The sequence below is a fragment of the Paenibacillus sp. OAS669 genome (assembly GCF_014873645.1).
GTDB classification, from domain to species: domain Bacteria; phylum Bacillota; class Bacilli; order Paenibacillales; family NBRC-103111; genus Paenibacillus_S; species Paenibacillus_S vulneris.
On record NZ_JADBDR010000006.1, the window covers coordinates 301,298 to 327,410 of the forward strand.

Consider the following 26,113-nt stretch of genomic DNA (forward strand, 5'->3'; position numbering starts at 1 on the left):
TGGAAATCTGCAGGTTACAGAGATTACAATGTTCTTATATGGTTGTTTATACGGTGATCATGGAGAGAGTAGTGATGTCCCTCTAGGAATGTAAGGAAGGTGGACCCTATATGAAAACGAATCGTTCTTCATCCGCATTGGGCGATTTTATCAAATCGCGCAGGGAACGGCTGCAGCCTTCGGAGGCGGGGATACAGCCGCTGCCCGGACGAAGACGTACCCCGGGGCTTCGAAGAGAAGAAGTCTCTTATCTTGCCAATATGAGCGTGACTTACTATTCCTGGCTGGAGCAAGGCAGAGAGGTTAATCCTTCACCGGAAGTGCTGCTTAGTATCAGCCAAGCGCTGCAGCTTGATGAAGATGAGCAGAAGCATCTGTTCGATCTGGCCAATGTAGACCCGGCAAGCGCCGGTACCCTGCCGAACAGCGGCGGGTCGGATACGGGATTTTTGCAAAAAATTGTCGATCAATTGCATTATCCTTCTTTCATCACGGATGAGGGTACGGATGTTATCGTCTGGAATCGGGCAGCAGAACTGATCATAGCCGATTTCGGCAATATGCCGGAAAACGAACGGTATATGCTGAACATTATGTTTTTTAAGCCGGATTACCGCAACAAACTGGTGAATTGGGAAGGCTTTGCCCGTTACTCCGTAGCAGTTCTGCGGGCAAGCTTCGAACGCTATAAGGACAACCCGTTGTATATGGAAAGGCTAGAACGCTTAAGACGGGAAAGTGAGGAGTTTGTGCATTTCTGGGAACTTTATGAAATCAAGCAAAAGCGAGTAACAACCGCTTTATTCCATCTTCCCGACGGGCATGAGATGGAGTTCGCGATCCATTCCGCGGCGGCAGTTGATAATGACCCAAGCCTGCACTGGTGTTTCTTTGTCCCGGTAACCGGTTCAGGTACGGAGGAAACCTTATTGCGTATACTGGAGCAGGACAGGCAGCTTTCCTAGTGTCTTTCCTATTACATCTGGAATGAATCGGCGGGGGCGGGAATACGGCCCTCGATGTTAGACTGTTACTCCCATTAATAGTATAAACGTGCTGTGGCTGGTCCCCCCGGTTGTTTGTATGATACAGAGGAATACAACAATTGGAGGGTGTTTAGCATGCAAACATGGTTCATTACAGGAGCGTCAGGAGGCTTGGCTTCATGCATTACTCGCCGGTTGCTGGAAAGGGGGGACCGCGTAGCCGCAACGGTACGTAAGCCGGGTGTGCTGGATGATCTGCAGGCACAGTATGGCTCTCAATTATGGCAGGCTCACTTGGATCTGACCAACCCGAAGCAAGTTGCTGAGGTGGTAGAACGTGCTTATATAGAACTCGGCACGATTGATGTATTTGTCAATAACGCAGCCTATGGATTATACGGTGCGGTGGAGGAAGCAAGTGACCGGCAGATCGAGCATCTGTTTATGACGAATGTGCTTGGATCGCTGCGCGCAGCACGTGCAGTCCTGCCTTTTTTCCGCAAACAGGGCCGCGAGCACATTGTACAGATTTCAAGTATGGCGGGTCATTATTCTATTCCGGGCATGGGGCTGTATTGTTCTTCCAAATGGGCGGTTGAAGGAGCCTTCGAAGCGCTCGCCAAGGAAGCCGCGCCGTTCGGCATTAAAACAACCATCGTGGAGCCCGGCGGAATCCGCACAAATTTCATTACAAGCAACGCTGTATTCGCAGAGCGGATGGAAGCATACCGGGATAAGGAAGCAGGACAACTTGTGAGCCTGATGAAGGGCGAGCTGCCCGGTATTGATATGAGCATGTTTAATAAAATGGTTGTCGGCGACCCGGATAAAATGGCGCAGCAGATTATACACCGTGTCGATCAGGGGGATGGCCCTGTACGTATGGCACTTGGCAGCGATGCCTATGAACAAATCCGAACAGCCCTGCTGGAAAGACTGGCTGCTTTGGAAGCACAGAAAGAGCTGGCTTATTCCACGGATGCAGATGATGCGCTAAAGCAGGTTTAAATATCAAAGCCACTCCAGGAACTGGGGTGGTTTTCCCCATTTCTCCTGTCTTTTTTGTCTATCCATTCCATCGGGAGATGGAAACTCACCTGTTGTAGAGATTACAATGTTCTTATATCAACAATGGGTACGGGGGTTGAACAAATGAAAGAAGCGCTTGATTACTTTCTAAATGAAGACCAAGTCTGCAGCGGAACCGAGGATCCTGATGAGGGTATTGATTATATTTTTATGTTAGATCCGGAAGAATGGGCCATTCTAATGGGCGAGTGGAACCATCGTTCGATTTCTTGGAAAAGCGGGGTTACCTATTTTGCAGGCTTTCGCAGACTCCCCGTCAATAAAGAGATTTTGATGAAAGCCATTCATGATGAAGCAACCAGCGTTTACGAACAAGGTCTACTTTCTTTACATCAGACGTTAACTGAGGAATGGGAAGAAACGGGGAGTACATCAGCTGCACTCTCTGAACAAGAAAAGGGGACCGTGTTGGAAAAGCTAACACATACAAGTGATAGCTTCAGAGAGTATCCTGAATATAACGAATTAATAAATTTGTTGACTGATAGATAAGAGATTGGGCATCCTTTGTCCGTACCAATGCATTGTGGAATAAAAGCCCAATTATATAAAGTGTTAACATTGCTTCAAATCTTGAATATGATATGTCGTTCGGTATTCAACACGAAAATAAGTTTGTTTTAAATTTCCTCTTGCTCAATACTTCCTATCCTGATATTATGGAGGAGCATAATTTTTGGAAAGCGAATATTCAATACATGTAGGATCTTTCCAAGCAGATAATCTTTGACCACTTCCTTAGGGAAGTTAAGGCCATACGGACAGCCGGGTCAAATGCCGACTGGCAACTTTCGTTGCCTTATTGATTGAGTTAAAAGCTCAAATTTTATAAGTTGGTTACTTTACAACCGGTGCATACGCACACAACTTGTGAAACGGTCAATAAGAGTGGTAAAAGTAATTATTTGCTATATAGACTCTGATCCTAACATGGTATATTTGAATAGTAAGAGCCTTTCCAACCGATGCGTTTTATGGCTGACTGACAAGCGTGATAAGATTTATCATGTCATGCTTACTGGAAATTATCTTATTATTCGACTATAACAAGCAAGTGTGATGCGCATGGTGCGTGTTTCGCTTGCTTTTTTGTTGCCGTTTTGCAGTAAAAAAAGTTTATACAGTTTATTAAGTTTAATAAGATGAGGAGATTGACAAATGGGAAAAGCACTAATCATCGGCGCCGGCGGCGTAGCATCTGTAGCAGTTCATAAATGCGTTCAAAACAGCGAAGTGTTCGAGGAAATCTGCATTGCCAGCCGTACCAAGTCCAAATGCGACGAGCTGAAAGCCAAATTGGACGGCGGAAAAACCAAAATTACAACTGCACAAGTCGATGCAGACATCGTGGAAGATCTGATCGATCTGATTACCGAATTCAAACCGGATATCGTCATGAACCTGGCTCTTCCTTACCAAGATTTGACGATCATGGAGGCCTGCCTGGCTACCAAAACTCACTATATGGATACGGCAAACTATGAGCCGGAAGATACGGCGAAATTCGAATACAAATGGCAATGGGAATACCGGGAACGCTTCGAAAAAGCAGGAATTACAGCTCTTCTGGGCAGCGGATTCGATCCGGGCGTTACTGGCGTATTCTCCGCTTATGCGCTGAAACACTATTTTGACGAAATTGAATATATCGACATTCTGGATTGCAACGGCGGGGATCACGGCTATCCTTTCGCAACCAACTTCAATCCGGAAATCAACATCCGTGAAGTGTCTGCTAACGGACGCTACTGGGAAAACGGGGAATGGATCGAAACGAAGCCGATGGAAATCAAACGCGAGTATAACTTCGCGGAAGTCGGCCAAAAGGATATGTATCTGCTGTACCATGAAGAGCTTGAATCCCTTGCGCAAAACATCCCTGGACTGAAACGCATTCGTTTCTTCATGACTTTCGGTCAAAGCTATCTTATGCACTTAAAGGCACTTGAAAACGTGGGAATGACCTCCATCGAACCGATTGAATACGAAGGCAAAAAAATCATCCCGCTTCAATTCCTGAAGGCTGTACTCCCGGACCCGGCTTCCCTTGGACCTCGTACGGTGGGCAAAACGAACATCGGTTGTATCTTCAAAGGGAAAAAAGACGGCCAAGACAAGACTTACTATGTCTACAATGTTTGCGATCATCAAGAATGCTATAAAGAAGTGGGCTCCCAAGCCATCTCCTATACAACTGGCGTACCTGCCATGATCGGTGCGGCGATGATCCTGACCGGCAAATGGAATAAGCCTGGCGTATTCAATGTCGAAGAGTTCGATCCGGATCCATTCATGGAAGAGCTGAACAAATGGGGACTTCCATGGGTAGAAGACTTTAATCCGGTGCTTGTTGATGCGTTGCCGGAGGAAACTAAACAGCCGGAGTTCGTTCGTTAATATGCGGTTCGAGGAATTACCTACACCTTGTTTCGTAGTCGATGAAGCGCTCATTGAAAAAAACCTGAAGATTTTGAACGGCGTCATGCAGCGTACGGGAGCCAAGATTGTATTGGCGCAAAAAGCTTTTTCCATGACTGAGATGTATCCGCTCATCGGGAAATACTTAAGCGGTACGACCGCGAGCGGTTTATTCGAAGCACGGCTGGGCCACGAAGAAATGGGCAAAGAAACTCATGTCTTTGCCCCTGCCTATCGTGAAGATGAAATCGACGAAATTATATCCATTTGCGATCATATCATCTTCAATTCCTTCTCCCAGTTGGAGAAGTATAAAGCGAAAGCACTTGCTGCGGGCAGAAAAATAGGCCTTCGCATCAATCCGGAGTGCTCGACGCAAGTGGGACATGAAATCTATGATCCTTGCTCGCCGGGATCCCGATTTGGCGTAAAACGGGAGGATTTCCGGCCGGAACAGCTTGAAGGCGTTTCGGGACTGCATTTCCATACCCTTTGCCAACAGAATTCGGACGATTTGGAGACCACGCTGAATGCGGTCGAAGACAAATTTGGAACATGGCTGCCGCAAATGGAATGGATTAATTTCGGCGGCGGTCACCATATCACAAGAGAAGATTATGATATTCCAAGATTGGAAGCCTGCATTAAGAGAATGCAGGACAAGTATGGTTTGGAGGTCTATCTCGAACCGGGAGAAGCCATCGCACTGAACGCGGGCTACATGGTCACATCCGTGCTGGATATCCATCGAAACGGCATGGAAATTGCGATCGTGGATACGTCGGCTACCTGCCATATGCCTGATGTTCTGGAAATGCCTTACCGTCCGCCGCTTATCGGCTCGGGCGAAGCCGGGGAGAAGCCATACACTTATCGTCTTGGCGGGCCGACCTGCCTTACAGGCGATGTCATCGGAGACTATTCCTTCGATCAGCCTCTGAAGAGCGGCGACCGACTAGTGTTTGAAGATATGGCGATCTACTCCATGGTCAAAACCAATACCTTCAACGGCATGCCGCTGCCTGCCATCGCTGTGCAGGAGAAAGACGGTAATTGCCGCATCGTACGCGAGTTCGGCTATCAGGATTTTAAGATGAGACTAGCTTAATGAAATAAAAGCCTTAGCCCTGCAATCAGGGTTAGGGCTTTATTTGCATTTTCGCCGTCACTTTTTGTGCGGTTCCCTGTGCCGTCCGTATCGGCAAGTTTTTTTATATCCGTTTTACGCTTTGAGGCGGCCTAGGTCAAGGGCGTATGATGTAAGTATTCCTATTGTGTAGGGTATACATACAGTGCCCGGCTTCAACTATTCTAAAAATTCATAATCAAAATCATTTGCAGAAAGAAGTGAGGAAATGATAGAGATTACTTGTGAACTGGTACGCCGATTAATCGATAGTCAATTTCCAAAATGGAGGGATCTGGATATAAGGGCCCGTGGAAAAAAGCGGCCATGATAACCGCACCTACCGGTTGGGCAGCGAGATGACTGTTCGCCTGCCGAGTCATGAAAGCTACGCCCCGGCTGTTGAGAAAGAGTTGACTTGGCTTCCTATTTTCAAGCCGCTTCTTTCCTTGCCCATTCCGGTTCCTGTTGCAAAAGGCGAGCCGACGGACGAATATCCTCTTCTCTGGTCCATTAACCGGTGGATTGAGGGTGACACCGTCACTCATGACAACATACGCAATCTACACGAATTTGCCGAACACCTCGCGAAGTTTTTGAAAGAGTTGGAGGCGATCGACGCGAGCTGCGGCATACCGGCAGGTGTTCAGAACTTTCATCGAGGAGGAAGCCTTGCTGTTTACGATCATGAAACAAGGTCTGCCATCGAAACTCTCTCTGCCCAATACGATCAAAAGCTGCTTACTGAAATATGGGAGCTTTCTCTTGCGACAAGATACTCATCGGCGCCGCTATGGCTGCATGGTGACGTTGCAGTAGGCAATCTGCTTGTGAGAGAGGGACGGCTGTGCGGCGTCATTGATTTCGGCACTATGGGCGTGGGCGATCCTTCCAGCGACCTTGATATGGCCTGGAACTTTTTTGACGACGCAAGCCGCGAAATTTTCTTGAAACTCATGAATTTTGATGAGGACACTATTAACCGCGCACGCGGCTGGGCCCTATGGAAAGCACTCATCACTTACGAGCGGAATGAGAGGGGCTCGGAAGCCTCGGTCTGGGGAAAGTATGTAATGGATACCATCGTCCGGGACTACAACCGGCTATAAGCGTATGAATCTTGGTCGCCTCTTCTGATACGTATGCACACGCCTTTACTGTCGCGCTGGAATTTGTTCTTATCTTGTCAGTCATTTATGCGTTCCTGCTCATCTTCTTAATGAAAGCGGACAGCGTCAACCAGCGAAAGCTGTCAGTGCTTCGGGGCAGAGGGGTTGATTCGTTATAACCAGTGGCTTGTTAGCTCCGTAAAGCTTTTAATTCACGCGGCTCCGAATACTGACTCTGATAATTGCTTAACAGCTGCTGCATTTTGTCCACCGTGCCGTCTGGATGGGGAACATGAATGGAAACCGTCAAGTTGGCATCGTCCAAATACTGAAACGAAACAAGATCGAAATTCAAGGTTCCGAGATTCGGACACTTCAATGCCTTTGGAGCATCGATGGCATCAAGAACCTCATGGGAGTCCCAGAATTCTTGAAACTCGCTGCTGGCTTGGCACAGCGCCTCATACTGCTCAGACCACCAAGGGTCGTCAACGTGCCGCGCATACCCGGCATGGAATTTTGCGGTGATCCGCCTCGCATGCTGCTCCCACTCGTCCCCTTTGATGTAGCGAAAACGGGCAGAAGTAAACGTCATCCAGACAAAATTCCGCTCCCTTTCAGACATTGCCGCAAGATCTCCGTTCAACGCGCAATAGGCTTCATTCCAGGCGATAATGTTCATACGCCCATCCATGACATTCGCCGGGGACAAGTGTTGGCTATCCAAAAAACGTTGAAGCGCAGGTGTTACCTTGGAGGGCTTCATTGTTTCGTTCAAAGGGATCTGCTTACGGGCAAGATGAAACAGATGCCTGCGTTCCGATTCGTTCAACCGCAGCACTCCAGCTATTCGATCGAGGACCTCGGCGGATGCGTTAATAGGGCGCCCTTGTTCCAGGCAGGTATACCAATCCAATCCCACATCTGCCAGCATAGCCACCTCGCTGCGGCGAAGTCCGGGGGTCCGTCTGCGTCCGGTCTCCGGCAATCCTACCTGCTTAGGGGTAATCCTTTCCCGGCGTGTGCGTAAAAACCGGGACAGTTCCCCGTAACGATCCAAGCTGCTCGACATGATCTCCAATCCCCCTCTCCATTGATGAACGTAGGATTCCTAATCCTACGATAACCAGATCTCTTCCTGGCTTCGTTAGATTTATATACACTAGTCTATGTTCCCTTTAGGGAGAAAGCAAGAATGGACGTTGCAGCAGTTATCGGTTGAGAAGGTCAAACTAACGAAGCAAAGCGAAAAATAATCAGGAACCTTGGAGGAGAAAAAGATGTTTGAACATATTGTACTATTGAAACTCAAGTCCCCTATTTCTACTGGCCAAAAAGAAGAGGTGATAAAGCAAGTGTACTCCTTTAAGGGGAACATCCCGGGGATTGTAGATATAAGCGCCGGGATTAACGTTACGGAGGAAGTAGAGCATAAGCACGGTTACACGTTGGGCATTCGAGTTACTTTTGAGAATGAGCAGGCTTGCCGGGATTACATTCAGCATCCCCTGCATCAACATTTATTGCAATCCATTGGATCCTTCGTCGAAGGGATTGTGGTCATGGACTATCCGATTGCTTGACGATTGAGAAAAGATATAGCCTGTTTCGAGCCCTCGCTCTACAGACCGAGGGTTCGATCGCGTTGCATCAGGCTGCCGAAGCTTATGGTCACACAAAACAGATATTCGCTGCTCCGCCATCGATGTCCCGCCAAGCACTGTCAGGTGCCTCACAGCATAGATAGTATGTCTATTATTTGTTGCAGCTGCTGCCTTGTACCACCGGCCGGTTTTATTACCCACCTTGCCTTTAATTATCCTCCGCTTGTATCGTGCGATTTTCATCAAGCCGCACCTTGTAAGACTCCCCCCATGCTTTCATAGACATAATCACCGGTTCCAAAGTCCTTCCAAAATCAGTAAGGGAGTATTCCACTCTTGGCGGAACCTCTTTATATATTTCTCGATGAATGATGCCGTCCCGTTCAAGCTCTCTTAATTGCAATGTGAGCATAAACTGCGTAATTCCTGGATTCAGGCGCCTGAATTCATTAAATCTTTTCGTTCCATCCAGAAGCTGATAGAGAATGATCCCCTTCCACTTTCCACCAATAACATCCAGCGTTGTTTCAACCGGGCATGCTTGCATATCCGGATGCGCTCCATATTTGTTTCTTCGGTCTCCCATCAGCTTGTCCTCCCCAAAGGTTTGATTTTTAATACTATACCATAAAAATATGCGTACTTACTTAAAGTAACCCAACTGATATACAATGCTATCTGTACAAATCAATTGCTATTTGAAAGGATGCGATACCTATGAATACTCGCCAGCAAATGAAAGCAGTCGGTGCTTACCGATACCTTCCCATATCTGATCCGGAAAGCCTTATCGATCTGCATTTGGATAAACCCGAACCTACAGGCCGCGATTTGCTTGTAAATGTAAAAGCTATCTCTGTCAACCCTGCAGACGTCGGCGTTCGCGCCAAACATAACTATGAAGCCGAATCACCGAAAATTCTTGGTTGGGATGCTGCTGGAATCGTAGAACAAGTTGGCCCTGACTGTCAATTGTTTAAACCAGGGGACAAAATCTATTATGCGGGCAGTGTGGCCCGACCAGGCACTAATAGCGAATTTCACTTGGTTGATGAACGAATCGTAGGAAAAATGCCAAGAAGCTTAGATTTCGCGGAAGCAGCCGCATTACCGCTTACCTCGATAACTGCATGGGAGGGCCTATATGATCGTTTGGGAATTAACCTGAACGCAAAGGAAAACAAGAGCATACTTATTATCGGCGCAGCTGGAGGAGTAGGATCGATTGCTGTGCAGCTTGCCAAATTAGCAGGCTTGACCGTTATCGGTACTGCCTCGCGTCCGGAATCAGCTCAATGGGTCGAAGGACTAGGAGCGGATTTTATCATTAACCACAACAACCCTTTCCAGCCTCAGCTCAAGGAATTGGGTATAGATGCTGTAGATTATATTTTCTGCTTGAATGATACTGTACAACATCTATCGAATATGGCGGAGGCCATTATCCCCCAAGGCAAAATTTGCTGTATCGTACCTACGGATAAGGCCGCCTGGGCAGGAAGCTTGAAAATGGACTTGCTGTTTTCTAAAAGTGTAACGTTTGTATGGGAGTTCATGTTTACACGGCCCTTGTTTCAAACCGAAGACATGATAAAACAACACGAATTGCTGAGTGATCTGGCGGACTTAATCGATGATGGGAAATTAAAAACGACACTAAATGAACGACTTGAACCCATTAATGCCGCAAATCTGCGTTTAGCACATGAGAAGTTGGAGAATGGCCGATCCATTGGTAAAATTGTTTTAGAAAACTTCTGATACCTGCGATGAAGACCGTTGATTCCGAAGAGCGGTCATCGGTATAGACAAGAATAAGGCCCCTTATAACTTAGGGCCTTTTTGCTTACTGCGGTATGGTGCAGACAAGAGAACGGGCGTCGGTTTCGCTAACCCCAATACGGGCTTTTTAGGGTACCGATATTTTTCAGAACCCGCCTCTATCATTTATTGGACCAAGGATCGAGATTATAGAGCAATAGACTCTTTTAAAAAGTCCCTTAACGTCATCGGAGGTCGACCGATCAGTTCAGCTAAAATGTTGCTCGTCTGCGCGAAGTCCCCGTTGCGGCTGGCATGAAATAAACCCATAGTGATCTCAATACGCGCTTCCGGAAAACCTTGAGCGGTCAGATGCTCCCGATATGCCTCGTCCGAGACTACTTTTCGGTAGATAGGTCTTCCCACAATCTCCGAAACCATTGCTGCAACCCCCTCCATGTCAATCGCTTCTGAAGCGGTTAGATTCGGGGATGGGCCGTCCCAGCTCTGCTCGGTTAGAATAACTGCCGTGGCTTGGGCCAAGTCTAAGTGCGCTGTCCAGGCAATCGGACCGTCCTCAGGAACGATCAATTCTCCCGTATTGATTGCTGCGCCGATGAGTCCAACTAATGATGAGGCATAAAACCCGTTGCGAAGAGACGTGTAGGGCATACCCGATTCTTTAAGCAACGCCTCTGTCGCCGCATGGTGAATCATAGGCGGGAAATACGACGTCGAAGAAGAACCCATGTGACTTGTGTACAGCACCTTGTCGGCCCCAGACTCCTTTGCCGCGTGAATCGCGGTTTGATGCTGACGGATCCCCGCCTCTCCCAAAATACCGGAAGAAACAAGAAGAACCTGCGACGCCCCCTCAAAAGCATAAAGCAAGCTGTCTGCATCATCAAAATCGCCATGGCGAACGCGGACCCCATGATCCTTTAAATCCCGAGCCTTGCTCACATCTCGGACACTGACTCCAATCTGCTCAGCGGGGATACGCTTAAGCAATTGCTCTACGACACTCCTGCCTAACTTTCCGTTTGCTCCAGTAACGATAAGCATGTTACCTTCATCCTTTCCTTTGTAGAAGATTTGCATAGAATATGGTTTTGTGCAACCATATATATGGCATAAACAAAAGATAAAAGGATGGAGCCTTATTCACAATCAGCAAAAAGCCGTTTTCGTTGGTTTCCCCACACGATCGCTGTTTTGTCTGTTTTTGAGACCCAAAGAAAGCGTGGTGTAGCATGCCGGTAAATCCCAATGACCCCCGTGTAAAAAGAACCCGTCAGTTATTTATACAAGCCTTTAACGAGCTGCTCGACGAAAAGAGAAACATCTATTCGATATCCGTGTACGACATTGCGGCTCGGGCATCCGTCAACCGAGCAACCTTCTATGCCCATTTTGAAGATAAATTCGCTTTTTTGGAGTATTGGATGACGGAAAAATTTCAAATCATTATCCAAAAAAGACTGCCGGATGATTCAGCCTTCAATCAGGACAATCTGCGCACCCTCGTTCAAACCATCTTTCAATTTCAGTTACGATTTCGAGGATACATCACGCCGGGAGACAAACAGTTTGAGCCGATGCTTGAAAAAGCTGTACAAAGAGAATTGTATCGCCTTTTGCTCCAATGGCTTAAATCCGGGGCCCAACAAAGCTTCCCTCAAGAAAGACTGGAAGCTACGGCTCTTGTCGTCAGTTGGGGCGTATTCGGGTCGGCCCTACAGTGGTGCAGAGACGCCCAGGTTCGCTCGTTAGAATCGATGGTACGAAACGTTATTGAGGTTGTAACCGTTAATTTGGGGTCTTTTTGGCAGCAAGCAACCTCAGAGTCTTGAAGTATGCATAGGCTCACTCGAAATAATGAAACCATTATTTCCTTTAAAGTCTACTTTCAGGGGATTTTCGGAGTCTGAATTTGATATTTGAGAAAAAAAGTTTTAGGGTCATCCTCTGCGGGGTGGCCCTTTGTTTGCAGACCGGGAATCGGCATGTTTGCGAGTGCTTTAAAGAGTAACGCGAACTTTTGTTGCATAGAGAGCAACTCCGTTTTGCCTTTTAATAAATGTAAAAAACATACATAGAGCCCATTGACGAAATACAGAGAATGTTATATATTTTTAACATCAAGTTATATATTTCTAACATGAGGTGATGATTATGAAATGGAATCTTCGTTTGGGGTTTGATGATGAGCGCACCAGAAAAGTAAAGATTTATTCTGCAGGCAAAGCGTATTTCTACTCCTTGTACATCTGGATTATTTTGTTCGCGCTCCACAAATATCTGGAAATCGATGATTTACTATTGATTGGTTTATTCGGCATGGCGGGATCGCTCTACGTATCCTGGCTGCTTACAAGGAAGCGGAAAGGCTTGGAATAATGAAAACACGCATAAAAGAATATAGGGCAAAATTCAACCTCACCCAGGCAGAGCTCGCACAAAAAGTCGGCGCAAGAAGAGAAACGATCAATTTTTTGGAAAAAGGAGAGTACAACCCGTCCCTCAAGCTGTCTGTCAAAATCGCCCGGCAATTCCAGGTCAGTGTAGAAGAGCTTTTTATTTTTGAAGACGGTGATCTTGATTAGCGGACCAGCTGTTCATTCACCCGATTGCTGTACTCTTTCAGACAGTAACAATTTCAGGTGTATTCCGTTCAATCCTGCAGTGAACAACAGCACATCGAATATGGTCTTCGGTTTCACTCGGGTTTAACGGCGAAAAAAGAAAAGAGCTGACGCCGTCAGCTCCTTTACCATTTACATTGTGATTCTATAGATGTCTTAACTTTTCCGGATTTGCGACAGTATAGATCGCTTCGATTTTATGATCTCGATAAGCAAAAGAATAAACATATTGGATCCCTTCACCCAAACGAATGCGGATTCCGGGGAGCCCATTCACCAAGAGGAACGAGTACGTAAATTTACCCGCATGCATGTTGATCAAATTAAGATGTAGCTTCATCACCTGCTCAAACCCGACAACAGGCACTTGCGCCGCTCTTACTTTGCCTCCGTCGTCCGTGTACAGCACAACATTCTCACTTACCAGTTCAAGAAGCTTCGTCGTATTTCCTTGCAGCAGCGAATTCACAAACTCTTTAATCTTCTCCTCCGCGATGGAAACCGACGGTTGTTGGTCCGGGTCGAAATGGATGCTTTTTTTGGCGCGGTGGAAAATTTGCCGGCAATTCGCACTGCTTTTTCCGACTATATCGGCAATCTCCTCAAACGGATATTGAAAAATCTCTCGAAGAAGAAATACCGCCCTTTCCGTTGCACTCAATTGCTGCAGAAGCAGAAGATAAGCCGTAGAAATCGACTCCGACCGCAAATACCTATTGGATGGATCGTCGTCCGAGGCGCCTTTTTCAATTAGGGGCTCCGGAAGCCATGGGCCGACGTACATTTCTCGTTTTTTGGCCGACGAGCGCAAAAGATCAAGACAACGATTCGTTACGATTTTGTATAAAAATGCCCTTTCGTTTCGGATTGTCCCGACGTCCGACAGTCTGTCATAGCTCAAAAAAGCATCTTGTACGATATCTTCCGCATCCATGACGCTGCCGAGCATTCGATACGCTAACGAAAACAGCTCCGTTTTATAACGCTTATATAATTCCTCTGTACTCATAATAGGCGTTCCTCTCCTTACCCTCGAGGAAGAGCATGTGTTGGATGGCTCTTTTGGCACTTGCCGTCGCGGCATCAACCAATACTTCACCGTGCGACGCCCATTCTCCTGCTACATATAACCCTTGTATTTCCGGGACAGCGGGTCCGGGATTCTCGATACGTTTCACATGCATAAAGTCGTGACACACCGTTATTTTAGGAAGATATTGCTTGACAACCAATTGTTCCCGCCATCCCGGCTGCATCAAGTCCAGCACGCCTTCCAGTTCGCGCAAATCTGTATCCGGGTCCGTTTCTTTCCCTTGGTACTTAATGAGCGATACGACTTGCGCGCCATCGTCGCTTAGATAAGCCGCACGCGAATAATTGCTAAGAAGCACGGTCTGATCGATCCCGTATGCAAATTGTTGTTTGGGCTTGGGAAGTCGTTTCAAGGCCACATCCAGGCAAGCCGCAGTGACTTCAATCGCTTGTTCTTTCCAGGTATGAAGGGCGGTTTTTTCTGCAAAGGGCACCAACTCACTTGCGATAGAAGGCGATGTGGCAAGGATAACATGGGGCGTATCGATTTTCGTTCCGTCTTCACAGAGAACCTGCCGCACGATCCCGCCACGCGTATCGATGGATGTGACTTTGGTATTTGTTAATAACCGCACTCCGAGGTCGGATGCCTTTTGCCGCAATTCCTCGACCAACTCGCCCCAGCCACGATCCAGGTACAACGCTCCTTTAAGGGCATTCTGCAGCTGTTTCAATACAGGACCCGCGGCTGGCAAATCCGGCCCGACCACATAACTGGCGGCACGAAGCAGCGAATAAAAGATATTGCGCACCATGGGATCCCGCAAATTCCCTTCGACCCATTCGCGGATACTGATCCGGTCAAATTGACGAGTGTCCGCTTTTGAAAGCTTCGTAAGGCACGAAACGAACTCCATCTTTCCTTTCCAAGACAACAGCGGGGTCGTAAACAAGGATGTTATGCTCGAAGGCAAGGGGCTTAACTTCCCTTTCCAAACGCCATAAGCCTCAGTCGAAGGCTGCTTTCCCTTCAAGGTCAATCCCAATTCCCGGAAAGTCGCGTACGCATCTCCCTTATACAAGGCATGCGCGCCCAGGTTGAAGTATGCCCCTTTTTTCTTGTTGGAAATGGCTCGGCCGCCTAAGCGATTCTGTTTTTCAATGACCACCGTTTGTTTCCCGGCTTTAGCTGCGTACATTGCAGCGGTTAAACCCGCAATCCCTCCACCAACCACGACCACATCCACCTTTTGCATCACTCATCATCCCTTTCAAATTTTACCTGTATGACGGGGAAGGGATGTGAAGTGTGACAGATACGCAAATAAAATTTATGGGAAATCTGCCGCAACATTTCAAAGCAACAAAAAGACGCCCCGCGGCAAGACTTCAGGGGGCGCTACAAAGGTGCCGAAGGAATCGACAGCATATTAGTTATTACTAACTAACAATTCTTCTAAAAAAATATACGCTTAGGTTGACTGATGAATATTGCCGGCAGGCTCCTCCTTTCTTCGTAATAAGGTTCTTCTTACAAAAACCGTGAAGATGAGCAAAGCAATAAGCCCAGAAACCGCGCATGCAGCAAATAGGAACGGATAGCCGAATAACTGTGAAATAAACCCAAGCAGGATCGTTCCCAACCCGATCCCAAAATCCATGGCCGTGAAGAAAGAAGCATTGGCCATGCCTTTTTTGTCGGAAGAAACAAGGCCAAGTGTCACTGCCTGAAGTGTGGGCTGAGCCGCTCCGAAACCAACCCCGTACAGCAAGGCGGAAACGATAACTCCCAGCAGACCGTCAGACAAGCTTAAGATCAGTAGCGCTATGACCGTCAGGATCATGGAAGGGATAATGATGGACCCCTCGTTATAGCGATCCGCGAGCTTCCCTGCAAAAGGCCGGATGAGCGTTAGCGCTACAGCATAGACCAAAAAGAAAGTCCCTGCATTGACGTGAATAGTGCCTGCAAACAGCGGCAAAAATGTGGTGATTCCACCGTACGTCAGAGCTAAGAAAAAGATGGCCGCCGATATCGGGAGAACGGATTTATCGAAGAACACCGCTTTTTGTTCTTTGTTCGATCGGATATCAGGCACCTTGGTCGCCAAGGCAATAAGGATAGCTCCAACAGACAAACAAGCAGCTAAAACAAACAAATGCCGGAAAGAGTAGCTCTGGACCATCCATACCCCGATAAGGGGCCCGATTGCCATAGATACGCTCATCGACATACCATACCATCCCATTCCCTCGTTTCTGCGCCGGGCAGGGATGACGTCGGTGATCGAAGTACCGATGGAAGTGGTGGAGATAGCCCAACCGCTGCCATGAAGTATTCGCACAAGAAGCAGCAGCAGAAATCCGCTTGCCCAGTTGTACCAAAACATCGCGGTAGAGAAAATAATCAACCCGGCAAGGATAAAGGAGCGCCTACCGAAATGATCCAATAGACCGCCGATAACGGGACGGACAACGACCGCGGTAAGAGTAAACCCACCGATGATGAGTCCGAGCCGCGATTCGTCAATGCCTGATTGTTTAATATATAGCGGCAAAGTCGGGAGGAGCAAATAAAACCCAAAGCATAAGAAGAACATCGACAGCGTGAGACCGACAAAGGATGTCGTCCATAAACGTCCCATCATAAGCACCCTCTTTCTTTGTTTAGTTATCACTAACTAACATTTTGGATAAAAAAATTATATGGTCAACCCCTTTGCTATAATGGCTATCGAAGCTTGCAGGTTATCATTTGGAGAAGCGGGTGCAATACCCTCTAACAGCAAACCGGCAACAAATTTCCCGTAATTGAACTTCATTAGCGTTATGGCCTGGGTTTCCGGGTTACCTTTGACCACTTTGCCTTGTTGCTGCATGACACGGAAATATTCGGTAACAATACTGAGAAATTTCGTAGCTTTGTTGTGTAAGCTCAAGTGGATTTCAGGCATCGTTTTTCGTTCCAAGATGGAAATCAAATAAATTTTTTTGTTTCTGGCCAGTACATCGTGGTACAGCTCGCTGATCATCAACAAATCTGTTTCGAGTTCGTACTTGAGATTTTGTTGGATGGTCTGCTCAATCGGCGAGGAGAACATATAATTGTCGATAATGGCATCCAATATGGCTTTTTTGGAGCCAAACGTCCGAAATACAGTCATCTCGCTAACGGAAGCGGCAGCGGCGATTTCCTTGATGGTTACCGCCTTATACCCTTTCTCGGACATGAGATCGATGGTGGACGACAATATTTTTTCAGCCGTGCTTTCCGTTCTGATACTCAAGAATATCCCTCTTTTTCGATAGTTATCGGTAACTAACATTTTTTTATAATTCTACATCTCTGAAAAGTGAATGTCAATCGTCCCATTGCCTATAAGATATCCATTGACCTCCAAAGCGAAATGAGAAAAACGTCTATCGACATCTTTTCAAAGATGAGCACCGCGTCGATCAAAATTCAAGGTCCGGGATTCGGACACTGCAGTGCCTTTGGAGCATCAATGGCATCAAGAACCTCTTGGGAGTCCCAAAATTTCGTTAAACCTCTTTAACCCTCTGCTCTATTCCATCAAGTAATAAGAGAATTCCGGAATTAAACAGTTCATCAGAGCCCATCAATTGAAACATACCTTCTTCGTGCATCCGTTGAAGCAATTTGAACTGCGATAGATCTGAATGAGTTTTCTCATTTTTACCCTCCTCAAACGATATCTGTAGCATACGTTGTTCATATTCTTCAACGACGAAATTGATGACGTAGTTAAACAAATGGGTCGTATATGAAAATTTTTGTTTATCCGTCAATGAAGTAGGCTCTATCATCTGCAACAGGCATTCGAACAGTTCCATAAAATCAGCCTCCGGCCTTGACTTCATAAGAAGTTGACCGGAGCAAGGAAACTGCTGGAGCTTCCTCCGAATAACAGTTGCGCTTATCTGAAGCCTATCCCGCCAGTCTCCTTGCTTGGGAAGGTCGCTTATGATCTCTCTCGAAACCAGGTTGGCTAACGTTTGATAAATAACCTGCTTACTCTCGAAGTACCAATAAATAGTGGGGGCTTGAACATTCAATTCCTTGCAGAGGTTTCTAATTGTAAAATTTTCGATTCCTTGTTCGGAGAGAAGCCGCCACGAGGCTGCTATTATCTTCTCCTCGCTGATATGTGGCCTGCGTTGAGGCATAGAAAGCATTCCAACTCCATTCCATAAATTCTTATATGACTTATTATACTCTATATAGAGGAGGGCTTAGTAAGGGATGTACTTAAAAACAACACAGGTCCAAATGGGGTGAATAAAGAGTTATTCCTCCAATTCCACATCTTCAGCGGGCAACGGCTTCTGGTTGAACATGCTTTCCCCTGCTTTCGAAGAGAGCCGAACATCCCTCATCCCACGTTCAATGGCACTCACTTCATAATCGCGTAACGCGGCCAAAAGTTCCTTTTCCCCATTTTTTACGTTGATTAGTTCTTTCGAGAGCTCGCAGGCATCCAAGAGTGCCGCGTTCCCACCGATACCTGCCGGTGTCATGGGGTGCAGAGCGTCTCCTAGCAAAACCAGAGAGGTCGTTTCTTTCCAAGGCTTATACGGCAGAACATTACGAAGGTGATAAACAGCCGTTTTCTCTGGCTCCGCTAATTCCAGCATCCGTTTTACTTGCGGGTGCCAATGTTTGGTTTTCTCTTGAGCAAAGGACAACAATTCAAAACCTTTCAATTGGAAAAGCTGCTCGTCGGGAATCCCAAACCACTCGGGCGAGCACGCAAACACAGCGTACAGGTAATCCTGCTGAGGAGAAATTGTCACATTAAGGGACATGGATTCCGGTAAATGTTCCATATTCGGCTTGAAGGCCATGTCTTCGAGAAGAAGGGAAACCGGAGCATCTCCTTCCGGATTTAGAAGGCCTCTCATGCTGCCATCCCCAATGAGCCTGTTTAGTTCCTTTCTCCGCGCATCATTCAGAAATACCTTGGTATAAAGAGCCCTTCCCCCCGTATCGAAAATTTTCACCCCGGGTTTGTACTGATGGCGAACTTTAGACCCTCCCCCGTCAGCGCCAACTAGGACATCCGCATCCATATGCTCCCCATTATCGAACCAAGCTCTTAAGCGTCCGTTTTCTAATCTTTCATAATGGGTAAAACGGTATCCGTAATGGATCCTATCATTTAGTTCGCCAAGCAACACTTCACGAAAGGTAAACCGATTTACAGATGGTGTGGCTTCCGCTTTGTTGTACATCGGATGCTGTTCTTCAGTGGGTTCCAGAGAGATCGGATCCAAGAAGACGGGGTGTGCCGGTCCTATAACGGATGTTTCCATATAGAGATCGTATAGTTTTTCAGGAAGACAAAACCGCAGCGCATTGGATCCATTCTCATTTATTTTGATTCGATAGCCTGTTTGAACAAAATTGCCTTCATGCTCGCGTTCACAAACATGAAAGTCAATGCGGTGTTTTTTCAAACTTTGTGCCAATGCAAGTCCTCCGAGACCGCCACCGATAATAACTACAGATAGTGATTTCATATAACCCCTCACTTTAACTAAGTTATATTTATATAACAACGTTATATTATATCTATCCTCCTCTGTTTGTCAATAACTGTTACAGGGCAAGCAATTGAAGCTTCTCAGACAGTCCCAGCTTTCTTTTATTCTTCATCCAAGTTGTTCTAGATTTCCTGTATGTAGATTGGAATGACTACCCATGCTCACCACACAGCCCTTTACAGTGAAATAAAAACAACCATCGCCAACATGAAAGCCGGCAATGGTTGTTTAGTATAACTGTTTATTTATCGATTAAATCAGTCGTCTTAAGCATTCTTTCAATCAGCGCTGCCGCTTCCGCCCGCGTCATGCTCTCTTGCGGCTTCAGCAATTGACCTGCGCTGCCTTCGACAACACCGGCACGAATCATCCGTGCCACCGTCTCGCGCGCCCAATCGGACAGATTCGCCGCATCGCCGTATACCGAAAGCGCCGCTGCGATATCCGCTTGGCTTAAAGACGCATCCTGCGGTCTAACCAGATTGTAGGCCCGAGCGATCATGGCAATCCCTTGCTCACGGGTAATCTGCTGGTCGCCGCGGAACATACCGTCTTCATAGCCTTCCACGATGCCGAATTCGCTGGCAACGGATACGCCGTTGTGATACCAGGCAGTGGAAGTAACGTCATGGAATGTGTTCTGTGCGGTCTTCTGGCCCATTAACCCCATGCCCGTTGCGGCCATTACCGCAAATTCCGAACGGTTGATGTTGCGGTCCGGCGAGAAATCATTGTTCCCCGTTCCGGCAAGAATGAGTCTTGCAGCTACATTATTAACCGTCTTATGAGCCCAATGGCTCTTCACATCAGTGAAGTCCTGCGGATTCCAAATGACGGAGTAATTTCCGTGGCTGCGCAAATCCTGAATCTTAGCAAAATATCGGTTGCTGATCTTCGTAACGACAGTCGGTACATGATTCACCGTTCCATCCGAGTTCACAATCACCCCGGTCGTAATCCGGTTCGGATCGATGCCTTCAGGAAGTGCAATATATCTCGGCGCATACCCGTCCAATTGCTCCGAACGAATAGTCTGTCCTGAGCGGGAGAAGGCCAAGTCGAGACTTACCGGATTCACCAGCAGCTCATAGTCGCCATTCACTGCACGGCTGCGAGCGTTGTCAATCAAAGCTTGCTCCGAAAGCCGAATGTTAACATTCACGGCAATATCGCCAAGTGCCGCATCGCCGAATTGTTTCGCGATCGCGCTAAGGTCCAGCTGGCTGCTAGGCACCGGATAGATAGCCAGCAAGTTCCCGATTTCCAGGCTCGAGCCGGTATCCTTCAGCTGCTTGACCATGGATGCCGTTAAGCCTTGTACCTGTACATCACCGTCACCCGGTACGCGAATCGCCAGATGCTGCGCGCCCCCTTGGGACAAGATGCCGTTGAGCTTATCGCCATCGATCTTCACGGTAGTAACGTTCCGGTCTCCGACTTTCTCTGTCGTTTGTGTTGCGAAGGAGGTTTGGTTATCGTTCACCGTTGTAACGATGTCGCCGGAATTAGAAGCACTGCCGCCTCCGCCTCCACCGCTTGGCCGGTTACTTCCGGAAGTGGATGCTCTAAGGACGGAAACCGTATATTCCTTGATACGGCCATCCCGGTCGGTCACTTTCACCGTTACCGTATTCATACCAACGTTGAGCGGAAGTGCTGCGCTTGTCGCTCCGCTGCCCACTTCGCTGTAGGTGCCTCCGTTAACGGCAATTTCGATCTTAGCACCCGGATCGAGCGCTACAGGCGTCCATTGCAGCTGGTATACACCGCCGGACACGGTCATCGTGTAAGCTTCCTTGTCCGACTCGAAAGCCGGGTTCAAGCTTCCGGTGGACGGAGTAAGCGAGACCAGCTTGTTCGTGGTCCGGGTGATTTCCAGTGTATAAGTCGTTTGCTTGCCGTCCGGACCGGTCACTTGCACCTGAATGGTATTCAAGCCTTCCTTGAGCGGAAGGTTGTTCCAGTCCGAAGCACTGACCGGGTTACCGTTCAAGGTAACGGCGACTTTACTGCCCGGCTGCAGCGCTTGCGGGTCGATACCGATTGTAGTCACTTCGTTCGATACGACGGCCTTATAGTTCAACTGACGGCCGTCGAATGCAGGGGTCAGTGCGAACGGATTGCCGTTCGCATCACCCACTTGGAGCGAACCGAGTCCAGGCTCACCATTCACCGAAACCAAATGATTTCGCGCATCGTTCAGTGCAGCCAGCGCTGCATTGACCTCAGCTTGCGTTGCATTCGGATTGTTCAATACCTTCTCGGCTTTCTTCAGCGTATCCTGCAGCGCCTGCCAGCTTTCCGGCGTATAGGCGTTCTCCTTCAGGTTCTCGCTCTTAACCTCGTTTACTTTCGCTTGCAATGCCGTTTTGTCGACGACAGCGACCGTAAAGGTCTTCGTCTTGGTCACCATCTTGCCATTTTTCGTCGCCGTCACTTCGACCTTGTACTCGCCTGGGGCAAGATCAACGGACGGAGTGAAGCTCCACGTACCATCCCCATTCACAGTAACAATTGGAGTTGCTACGATATGACCAGCGTGATCGTAAACGACGGCCGTAACCGTTGAACCCGGTTCGGTTGTTCCTGCAAATTCAGGCTTGGACTCGGTAACGGTTGAGCCGCCTGGTTTAGTGGTAATCAGGGCTGCGTCTGGAACAGCCACAGTCAATGCTTTGCTTTTCTTTGTGGTCTTGCCGTTTTTCACGGCCGTAACCTCAAACGTATAATCGCCGTCAGGCAGGTTGGTTTCCGGCGCAAAGCTCCACGTACCGTCCCCATTCACAGTAACAGTTGGGGTTGCTACGATATGGCCACCATGGTCGTAAACGACGGCCGTGACCGTTGACCCCGGTTCGGATGTTCCTTTGATCTCCGGCCTAGGGATAGTTACGGTATTGCCGCTTGGCTCGGTTATGGTTAGGGTGGCGAAAAACGGATCTTCCGCATTCCGCGAAAAGTTATCAACTACATTATCGTTGGTACCTTTTAAGTTTTCATTCGTTTTATCGTACCCAACCGCCACAATCTGGCTGCTGTCCACATCGTAACCGTCCGGTAACTTAATGGTTACGATTTTGGCGTTCGTTGTATCGACGAGGATGGATTCAATCGGGATTTGCTGGCCTTTCACGGTAACAGTAAACCCGTCTTTTACATCTGCTGCCGTCAATTTCACCGGATAATCAAACTTAAGTGTGATTGTTTTCGAAGCAGCGTCAATACTTGCCGACTCCAGCTTCGGAACTTGTAATACTAGGCCATTCATTGCTGCTGTCAATGCATCTTTTGCCTGATCAATTTGCTTCTGTGTAGCCGTACCGTCTACCAGAACAGCACTGGCATTCGATAACGCCGTTTGGTAAGCGGCCCAGCTTTCTGTTGTGTACTTCTCTTCTACATAAGCAGGGGAACCGTCAACCACTGTTTGCAATTCATCCCTATATGTTCTGGCAAAAGTAAAGTATTTTACATCATTGCTATTGATCTTGACTTCATAACTGCCGCTTAATTTGTTTGCTTCGACAGGTTCATTGAAATTCACTCCGTCTTCACTTGTAAGCAAGTAGTAAGTATCGATAGGCGCTGCGGCATCATTCGAAAGTAATTTGAAAGTTACGTTCTGTTCGGTGTTATTTTTCCAGTTCGGACTGGCTTCAACCTTAAACACACGTTCCATTCTTTTCAAATAATGATCCGTCGTTCCAGGCGCATGATTGGTTTTAAGCGTGTAATTTGTTACCGCATTATTATCACTGAACGTAAAGAACGATTTCTCGACATCTATAACAGTCGGATTATCTTCGTTCGTTGATTCAAAGTGGTCGCCATCGCCATCACTATCGCTGTCGCCATTACCTATGGCCACCGCTACCATAGCCCCGTCTTCTTCCGACCGGGACATTCTTTGGTCCAAGGCTCCATCTTTACCTATTCCGGTAATCCGGTAACCATAACCGGCGTTGTTTGCAGCTGTCCACATAGTTGTGGAGCCGTCGCTGGCTAAATAACTAATTGGATCGCCATTCGCGCCGGTCAGTGTGAGTCCATATTTTAACGCAAAGTAGCTGCTCACTTTTTGCCGGTCAGTATCGCCAAGCTTATTGTCAAAAACCAGCACCTCTGCAACATGACCGTCGTTCATGGGTTGATTATGAGCGCCGCCGATATAGTGATAATATGAAGTTACTGTATTCCATTGCGTTGTGTTTGTTGAGTCTGTTTTCTCTTGGTAACCATTGATAGAGAGGCTCCAATCGCCTATGCCGCTCCAAACATTCAATAAATGAGGTCTAGTTATATCCTTAGTTGGTGTTATTGTTTTTGTAGCAGTAGTACCGAAATCTGCAGTAATGTCTGTTTTGATATATTTCGTGAGCCCCGACCTAGCACCCCCAAGCTCCCATGGGAATCCTCGGGTTCCTGCGATTTGTACAGAGTAAACTTCCCTCTGGTTAGATGCAGGAAGACTAGAGAACGGTAAATTGGTATCGAACATGACTCTTGATCCGGTTTGGGGGACAGTTACATCATGATAGTTAATCATTTTTTTCCCCAAATTGGAAAGTAATTGTCCACTACTAGCTGTCGAAACATAAGGATTCCATTCTCTCGAAGGATCGGCCAGATCCTGAATTTTGTTAATATACTTACCATCAGGTGATATTGGGCTTCCTGCTGCTTCCCAACCTTTCGTCAGCTCAAACCACGAGATTAGACCGGTATCTAATCCGGCTGGAACCATTTGTTTCTCCCTTGCGAAGGTAAACGTAGCAACATTTCCAAATTTATTAGTATTCAGCTGAACTTTACCGTCAGTTAGCCGCAAATTCTTATCAAACTTGCCATTGACCAACAGATAATAAGTATATCTCGATTGTATAACTGACTGGTCTAATGACAACGTAATCCCGGCATCCGCCCAGTTATTCGTTTTTTGAACGGTGAACTGACGCGACATGCTCTTTAGCCCTGTAGGAGCACCCGAGTCGGCAACATCCTCAGTAAAGTCTGTGCTTTTATTATTGTCGCCGAACATAAGGAACGATCGATCGTTATTTATGTCGAAACCGGTGATCGCCGCATTAGAAGCATCAATCTTATCCCCGAGCGCAATCGTTACCAGCGCACCGTCTTCCTGGGAAACGGATTGCTTTTGTTTCAGCGCGCTTGCGTCGTCGCGACCCAGTCCGGTAATCCGGTAAGTAGCATCTGTGACAGTCCCTGGATTCCAGAACGTTCCTTTATTGCTATCGATGTATTCCTCGATGCCAGTACCATCTGGCTTCTTGATTGTCAAACCGTATTTAATTCCAAGGTAGCTATTGACCTGTTTTCTCTCTTCAGGTTCTAGCGGGCGATTGTATACAATAAGCTCGGAAGTCGCTCCGTTTAAAACCGAACTATGACCAGCACCGAAATAATAACTTATTGTACTACCCTCTTGCGAATTGAATTTAGAAGGCGAGTAAGGAGTTATGACGGCCGGCTCTCCAATGCGCTTTCCATCCAGAGAAAGATCCCACACATGCTTGTTCTCACTGCTGTTAAATAGGTTCGATACGTGCATCACATGCGTATTCGTCGAATTCTGCTGGTTGGTATCCAATGGACGGCTTTGCCGAGTAGCGACGTCGGTGCCAAAATATGAGGAAATCGTCTCCTTGGTGTATTTCGCCTTTTCGCCAGGAATACTATTTGGAAAGTCGCCACCAAGTTCCCACGGGAACCCCGCATTATTAGCGGCATTGCTTTGCACGGAGAAAACTTCTCTGGATAGATCGTTTTCATTAAACTTATTAAGGGAAAGAAAGCCATTGGTCGGGCCCTTTGTCAAGCCCGGGTTATAGTTAATCGCATCGGGTTTGTACTGGGCAGTCGAGGCATTTTGCCAATTTCTTCCCCCTGCCAGATCATTCACGTGATGAATTGCACTAGCGATAGTGGGAGCAATCGGGTTAGAAGCAGTAGCGTACACACTGTCTGCCACACTCAAATTGACCCAAGAAGTCAGGCCGTCTGCAACTCCGCCTGGCCCAGTCATCACAGTCGGTGCTGCAGCCGCTTTCTGTGGCACAACACCGGCAATGCTTCCGAACAGCAATGCCGCGCTGAACGTTAAGTTCATGCCTTTCTTCCATTTTCGTTTGACGATTTCAAATCTTGCGGACACGCTTATCAAACCTCCTCTTGTTTAAATTTGCGTCCAAGGTCAGCGCAAAGTGTTACAAATTTTATCGCCCAACTAAAAATTTGTTTAGATGATTTCGGGTTTTTGAGAACTGAGTCATAAAAATTTGGGCATAAACCCCCAGTTCTCCGGAGCAAGTTGGTTGCATTGTCCAGTCTCCTTATCTTTAAATTAAACTCTTCCTGCAACCAGGTTCTGCGCGAACCAAACCACTCCCACTCAACTATCGTTTTGCAGGGTCCCTTCCTCTGAAATCTATGGACACACAAAAAAAGCCAATCAGTTGGCAACCCAGCTACCATCCCAAACTTACTTTGGGGAAGGCCCGCGGCTTTGCGTCCCTGCCTTTCGGTCAGGTTTGCCTTTTTCAGTTGTATTGGCATTACATAATTCTACATGTCAGAACTGAACAATATCTGAACAAGTCGAAATTTGTCGAAAAAATCCCCCTCGTTCTAACTGATGACAAAACAAAGAAGCATCAAAGACATTGAGTTATTCTTTGATGCTTCTCAAAACCCCATTTTGTGCTTACTTATGATACGGTTCTCCGTACTGTCTGTAACGGCAAGTTTGAAGGCCATCCTT

General features: G+C 47.2%; 20 protein-coding genes, 1 pseudogene and 1 riboswitch. Of the genes and pseudogenes, 11 read left to right on the forward strand and 10 right to left on the reverse strand.

Annotated features, from left to right (window positions below; genetic code table 11):
* The first annotated feature begins 110 nt into the window (after positions 1-110).
* From GGC63_RS15810 to GGC63_RS15835, 6 genes and pseudogenes are all read left to right on the forward strand, one after another.
* Positions 111-965 carry a helix-turn-helix transcriptional regulator gene (locus GGC63_RS15810; protein ID WP_192703125.1) on the forward strand — a complete coding sequence of 285 codons (855 nt, stop codon included), beginning with the start codon at positions 111-113 and terminating at the stop codon, positions 963-965.
* Positions 966-1,121: 156 nt separating this feature from the next.
* A complete protein-coding gene (locus GGC63_RS15815) occupies positions 1,122-1,994 on the forward strand; it encodes an SDR family oxidoreductase (RefSeq protein ID WP_192703126.1) in 873 nt (290 codons plus the stop codon).
* Positions 1,995-2,138: 144 nt separating this feature from the next.
* Entirely contained in the window at positions 2,139-2,567 is a 429-nt protein-coding gene (locus tag GGC63_RS15820) for a hypothetical protein (protein WP_079911321.1), read from the forward strand.
* 666 nt (positions 2,568-3,233) lie between these two features.
* Positions 3,234-4,472 (forward strand): saccharopine dehydrogenase family protein, encoded by a 1,239-nt coding sequence (locus GGC63_RS15825; RefSeq protein WP_192703127.1) that lies wholly within the window; start codon positions 3,234-3,236, stop codon positions 4,470-4,472.
* A 1-nt stretch (position 4,473) separates the two neighbouring features.
* Positions 4,474-5,601, forward strand: coding sequence for a carboxynorspermidine decarboxylase (gene nspC / locus GGC63_RS15830; RefSeq protein WP_192703128.1), 1,128 nt, complete (start codon positions 4,474-4,476; stop codon positions 5,599-5,601).
* A 247-nt stretch (positions 5,602-5,848) separates the two neighbouring features.
* Positions 5,849-6,728 (forward strand): annotated as a pseudogene (locus GGC63_RS15835) (aminoglycoside phosphotransferase family protein).
* Positions 6,729-6,918: 190 nt separating this feature from the next.
* Here GGC63_RS15835 and GGC63_RS15840 read toward each other — a convergent pair.
* Positions 6,919-7,800, reverse strand: coding sequence for a helix-turn-helix transcriptional regulator (locus GGC63_RS15840; RefSeq protein WP_192703129.1), 882 nt, complete (start codon positions 7,798-7,800; stop codon positions 6,919-6,921).
* Positions 7,801-8,008: 208 nt separating this feature from the next.
* On the opposite strand from GGC63_RS15840, the gene GGC63_RS15845 reads away from it, so the two are divergent.
* Complete coding sequence (locus GGC63_RS15845) at positions 8,009-8,311, forward strand: Dabb family protein (protein ID WP_079911327.1); 303 nt, start codon at positions 8,009-8,011, stop codon at positions 8,309-8,311.
* 229 nt (positions 8,312-8,540) lie between these two features.
* On the opposite strand, the gene GGC63_RS15850 is transcribed toward GGC63_RS15845, so the two are convergent.
* Complete coding sequence (locus GGC63_RS15850; protein ID WP_079911328.1) at positions 8,541-8,918, reverse strand: winged helix-turn-helix transcriptional regulator; 378 nt, start codon at positions 8,916-8,918, stop codon at positions 8,541-8,543.
* Positions 8,919-9,049: 131 nt separating this feature from the next.
* Here GGC63_RS15850 and GGC63_RS15855 point away from each other — a divergent pair, with 131 nt between their 5' ends.
* A complete protein-coding gene (locus tag GGC63_RS15855; protein WP_192703130.1) occupies positions 9,050-10,093 on the forward strand; it encodes a zinc-binding alcohol dehydrogenase family protein in 1,044 nt (347 codons plus the stop codon).
* A 207-nt stretch (positions 10,094-10,300) separates the two neighbouring features.
* Here the strand turns inward: GGC63_RS15855 and GGC63_RS15860 are convergent, their stop codons facing one another.
* Complete coding sequence (locus tag GGC63_RS15860) at positions 10,301-11,158, reverse strand: SDR family oxidoreductase (protein ID WP_192703131.1); 858 nt, start codon at positions 11,156-11,158, stop codon at positions 10,301-10,303.
* A 188-nt stretch (positions 11,159-11,346) separates the two neighbouring features.
* Here GGC63_RS15860 and GGC63_RS15865 point away from each other — a divergent pair, with 188 nt between their 5' ends.
* The 3 genes from GGC63_RS15865 (at position 11,347) to GGC63_RS15875 (ending at position 12,699) form a co-directional block, all read left to right on the forward strand.
* Complete coding sequence (locus GGC63_RS15865) at positions 11,347-11,946, forward strand: TetR/AcrR family transcriptional regulator (RefSeq protein ID WP_192703132.1); 600 nt, start codon at positions 11,347-11,349, stop codon at positions 11,944-11,946.
* Between the two features lie 322 nt (positions 11,947-12,268).
* Positions 12,269-12,493, forward strand: coding sequence for a hypothetical protein (locus GGC63_RS15870; RefSeq protein ID WP_192703133.1), 225 nt, complete (start codon positions 12,269-12,271; stop codon positions 12,491-12,493).
* Positions 12,493-12,699: a helix-turn-helix transcriptional regulator gene (locus GGC63_RS15875; RefSeq protein WP_079911333.1), complete on the forward strand. Its 207-nt coding sequence runs from the start codon at positions 12,493-12,495 to the stop codon at positions 12,697-12,699. Before GGC63_RS15870 ends, GGC63_RS15875 begins: the two co-directional genes overlap by 1 nt.
* A 184-nt stretch (positions 12,700-12,883) precedes the next feature.
* Here GGC63_RS15875 and sigJ read toward each other — a convergent pair whose 3' ends face one another.
* The 7 genes from sigJ to GGC63_RS35130 all read right to left on the reverse strand — a co-directional run bounded on the left by sigJ (position 12,884) and on the right by GGC63_RS35130 (position 25,507).
* The gene (gene sigJ, locus GGC63_RS15880; protein ID WP_192703134.1) at positions 12,884-13,747 is read right to left on the reverse strand and encodes an RNA polymerase sigma factor SigJ; all 864 of its coding nucleotides are present in this window, start codon (positions 13,745-13,747) and stop codon (positions 12,884-12,886) included.
* The gene (locus tag GGC63_RS15885; RefSeq protein WP_192703135.1) at positions 13,725-15,026 is read right to left on the reverse strand and encodes a protoporphyrinogen/coproporphyrinogen oxidase; all 1,302 of its coding nucleotides are present in this window, start codon (positions 15,024-15,026) and stop codon (positions 13,725-13,727) included. The genes sigJ and GGC63_RS15885 overlap by 23 nt, the downstream gene beginning before the upstream one ends.
* 216 nt (positions 15,027-15,242) lie before the next feature.
* On the reverse strand, positions 15,243-16,415 hold the full coding sequence (locus tag GGC63_RS15890) for an MFS transporter (protein WP_192703219.1): 1,173 nt from the start codon (positions 16,413-16,415) through the stop codon (positions 15,243-15,245).
* A 57-nt stretch (positions 16,416-16,472) separates the two neighbouring features.
* Positions 16,473-17,057: a TetR/AcrR family transcriptional regulator gene (locus tag GGC63_RS15895; protein WP_192703136.1), complete on the reverse strand. Its 585-nt coding sequence runs from the start codon at positions 17,055-17,057 to the stop codon at positions 16,473-16,475.
* A gap of 256 nt (positions 17,058-17,313) precedes the next feature.
* A complete protein-coding gene (locus GGC63_RS15900) occupies positions 17,314-17,958 on the reverse strand; it encodes a TetR/AcrR family transcriptional regulator (RefSeq protein ID WP_192703137.1) in 645 nt (214 codons plus the stop codon).
* A gap of 120 nt (positions 17,959-18,078) precedes the next feature.
* Positions 18,079-19,311: an FAD-dependent oxidoreductase gene (locus GGC63_RS15905; protein WP_192703138.1), complete on the reverse strand. Its 1,233-nt coding sequence runs from the start codon at positions 19,309-19,311 to the stop codon at positions 18,079-18,081.
* 265 nt (positions 19,312-19,576) lie between these two features.
* Positions 19,577-25,507 carry an S-layer homology domain-containing protein gene (locus GGC63_RS35130; RefSeq protein WP_192703139.1) on the reverse strand — a complete coding sequence of 1,977 codons (5,931 nt, stop codon included), beginning with the start codon at positions 25,505-25,507 and terminating at the stop codon, positions 19,577-19,579.
* Between the two features lie 300 nt (positions 25,508-25,807).
* Positions 25,808-25,898: riboswitch (cyclic di-GMP riboswitch) on the reverse strand.
* Between the last annotated feature and the right edge of the window lie 215 nt (positions 25,899-26,113).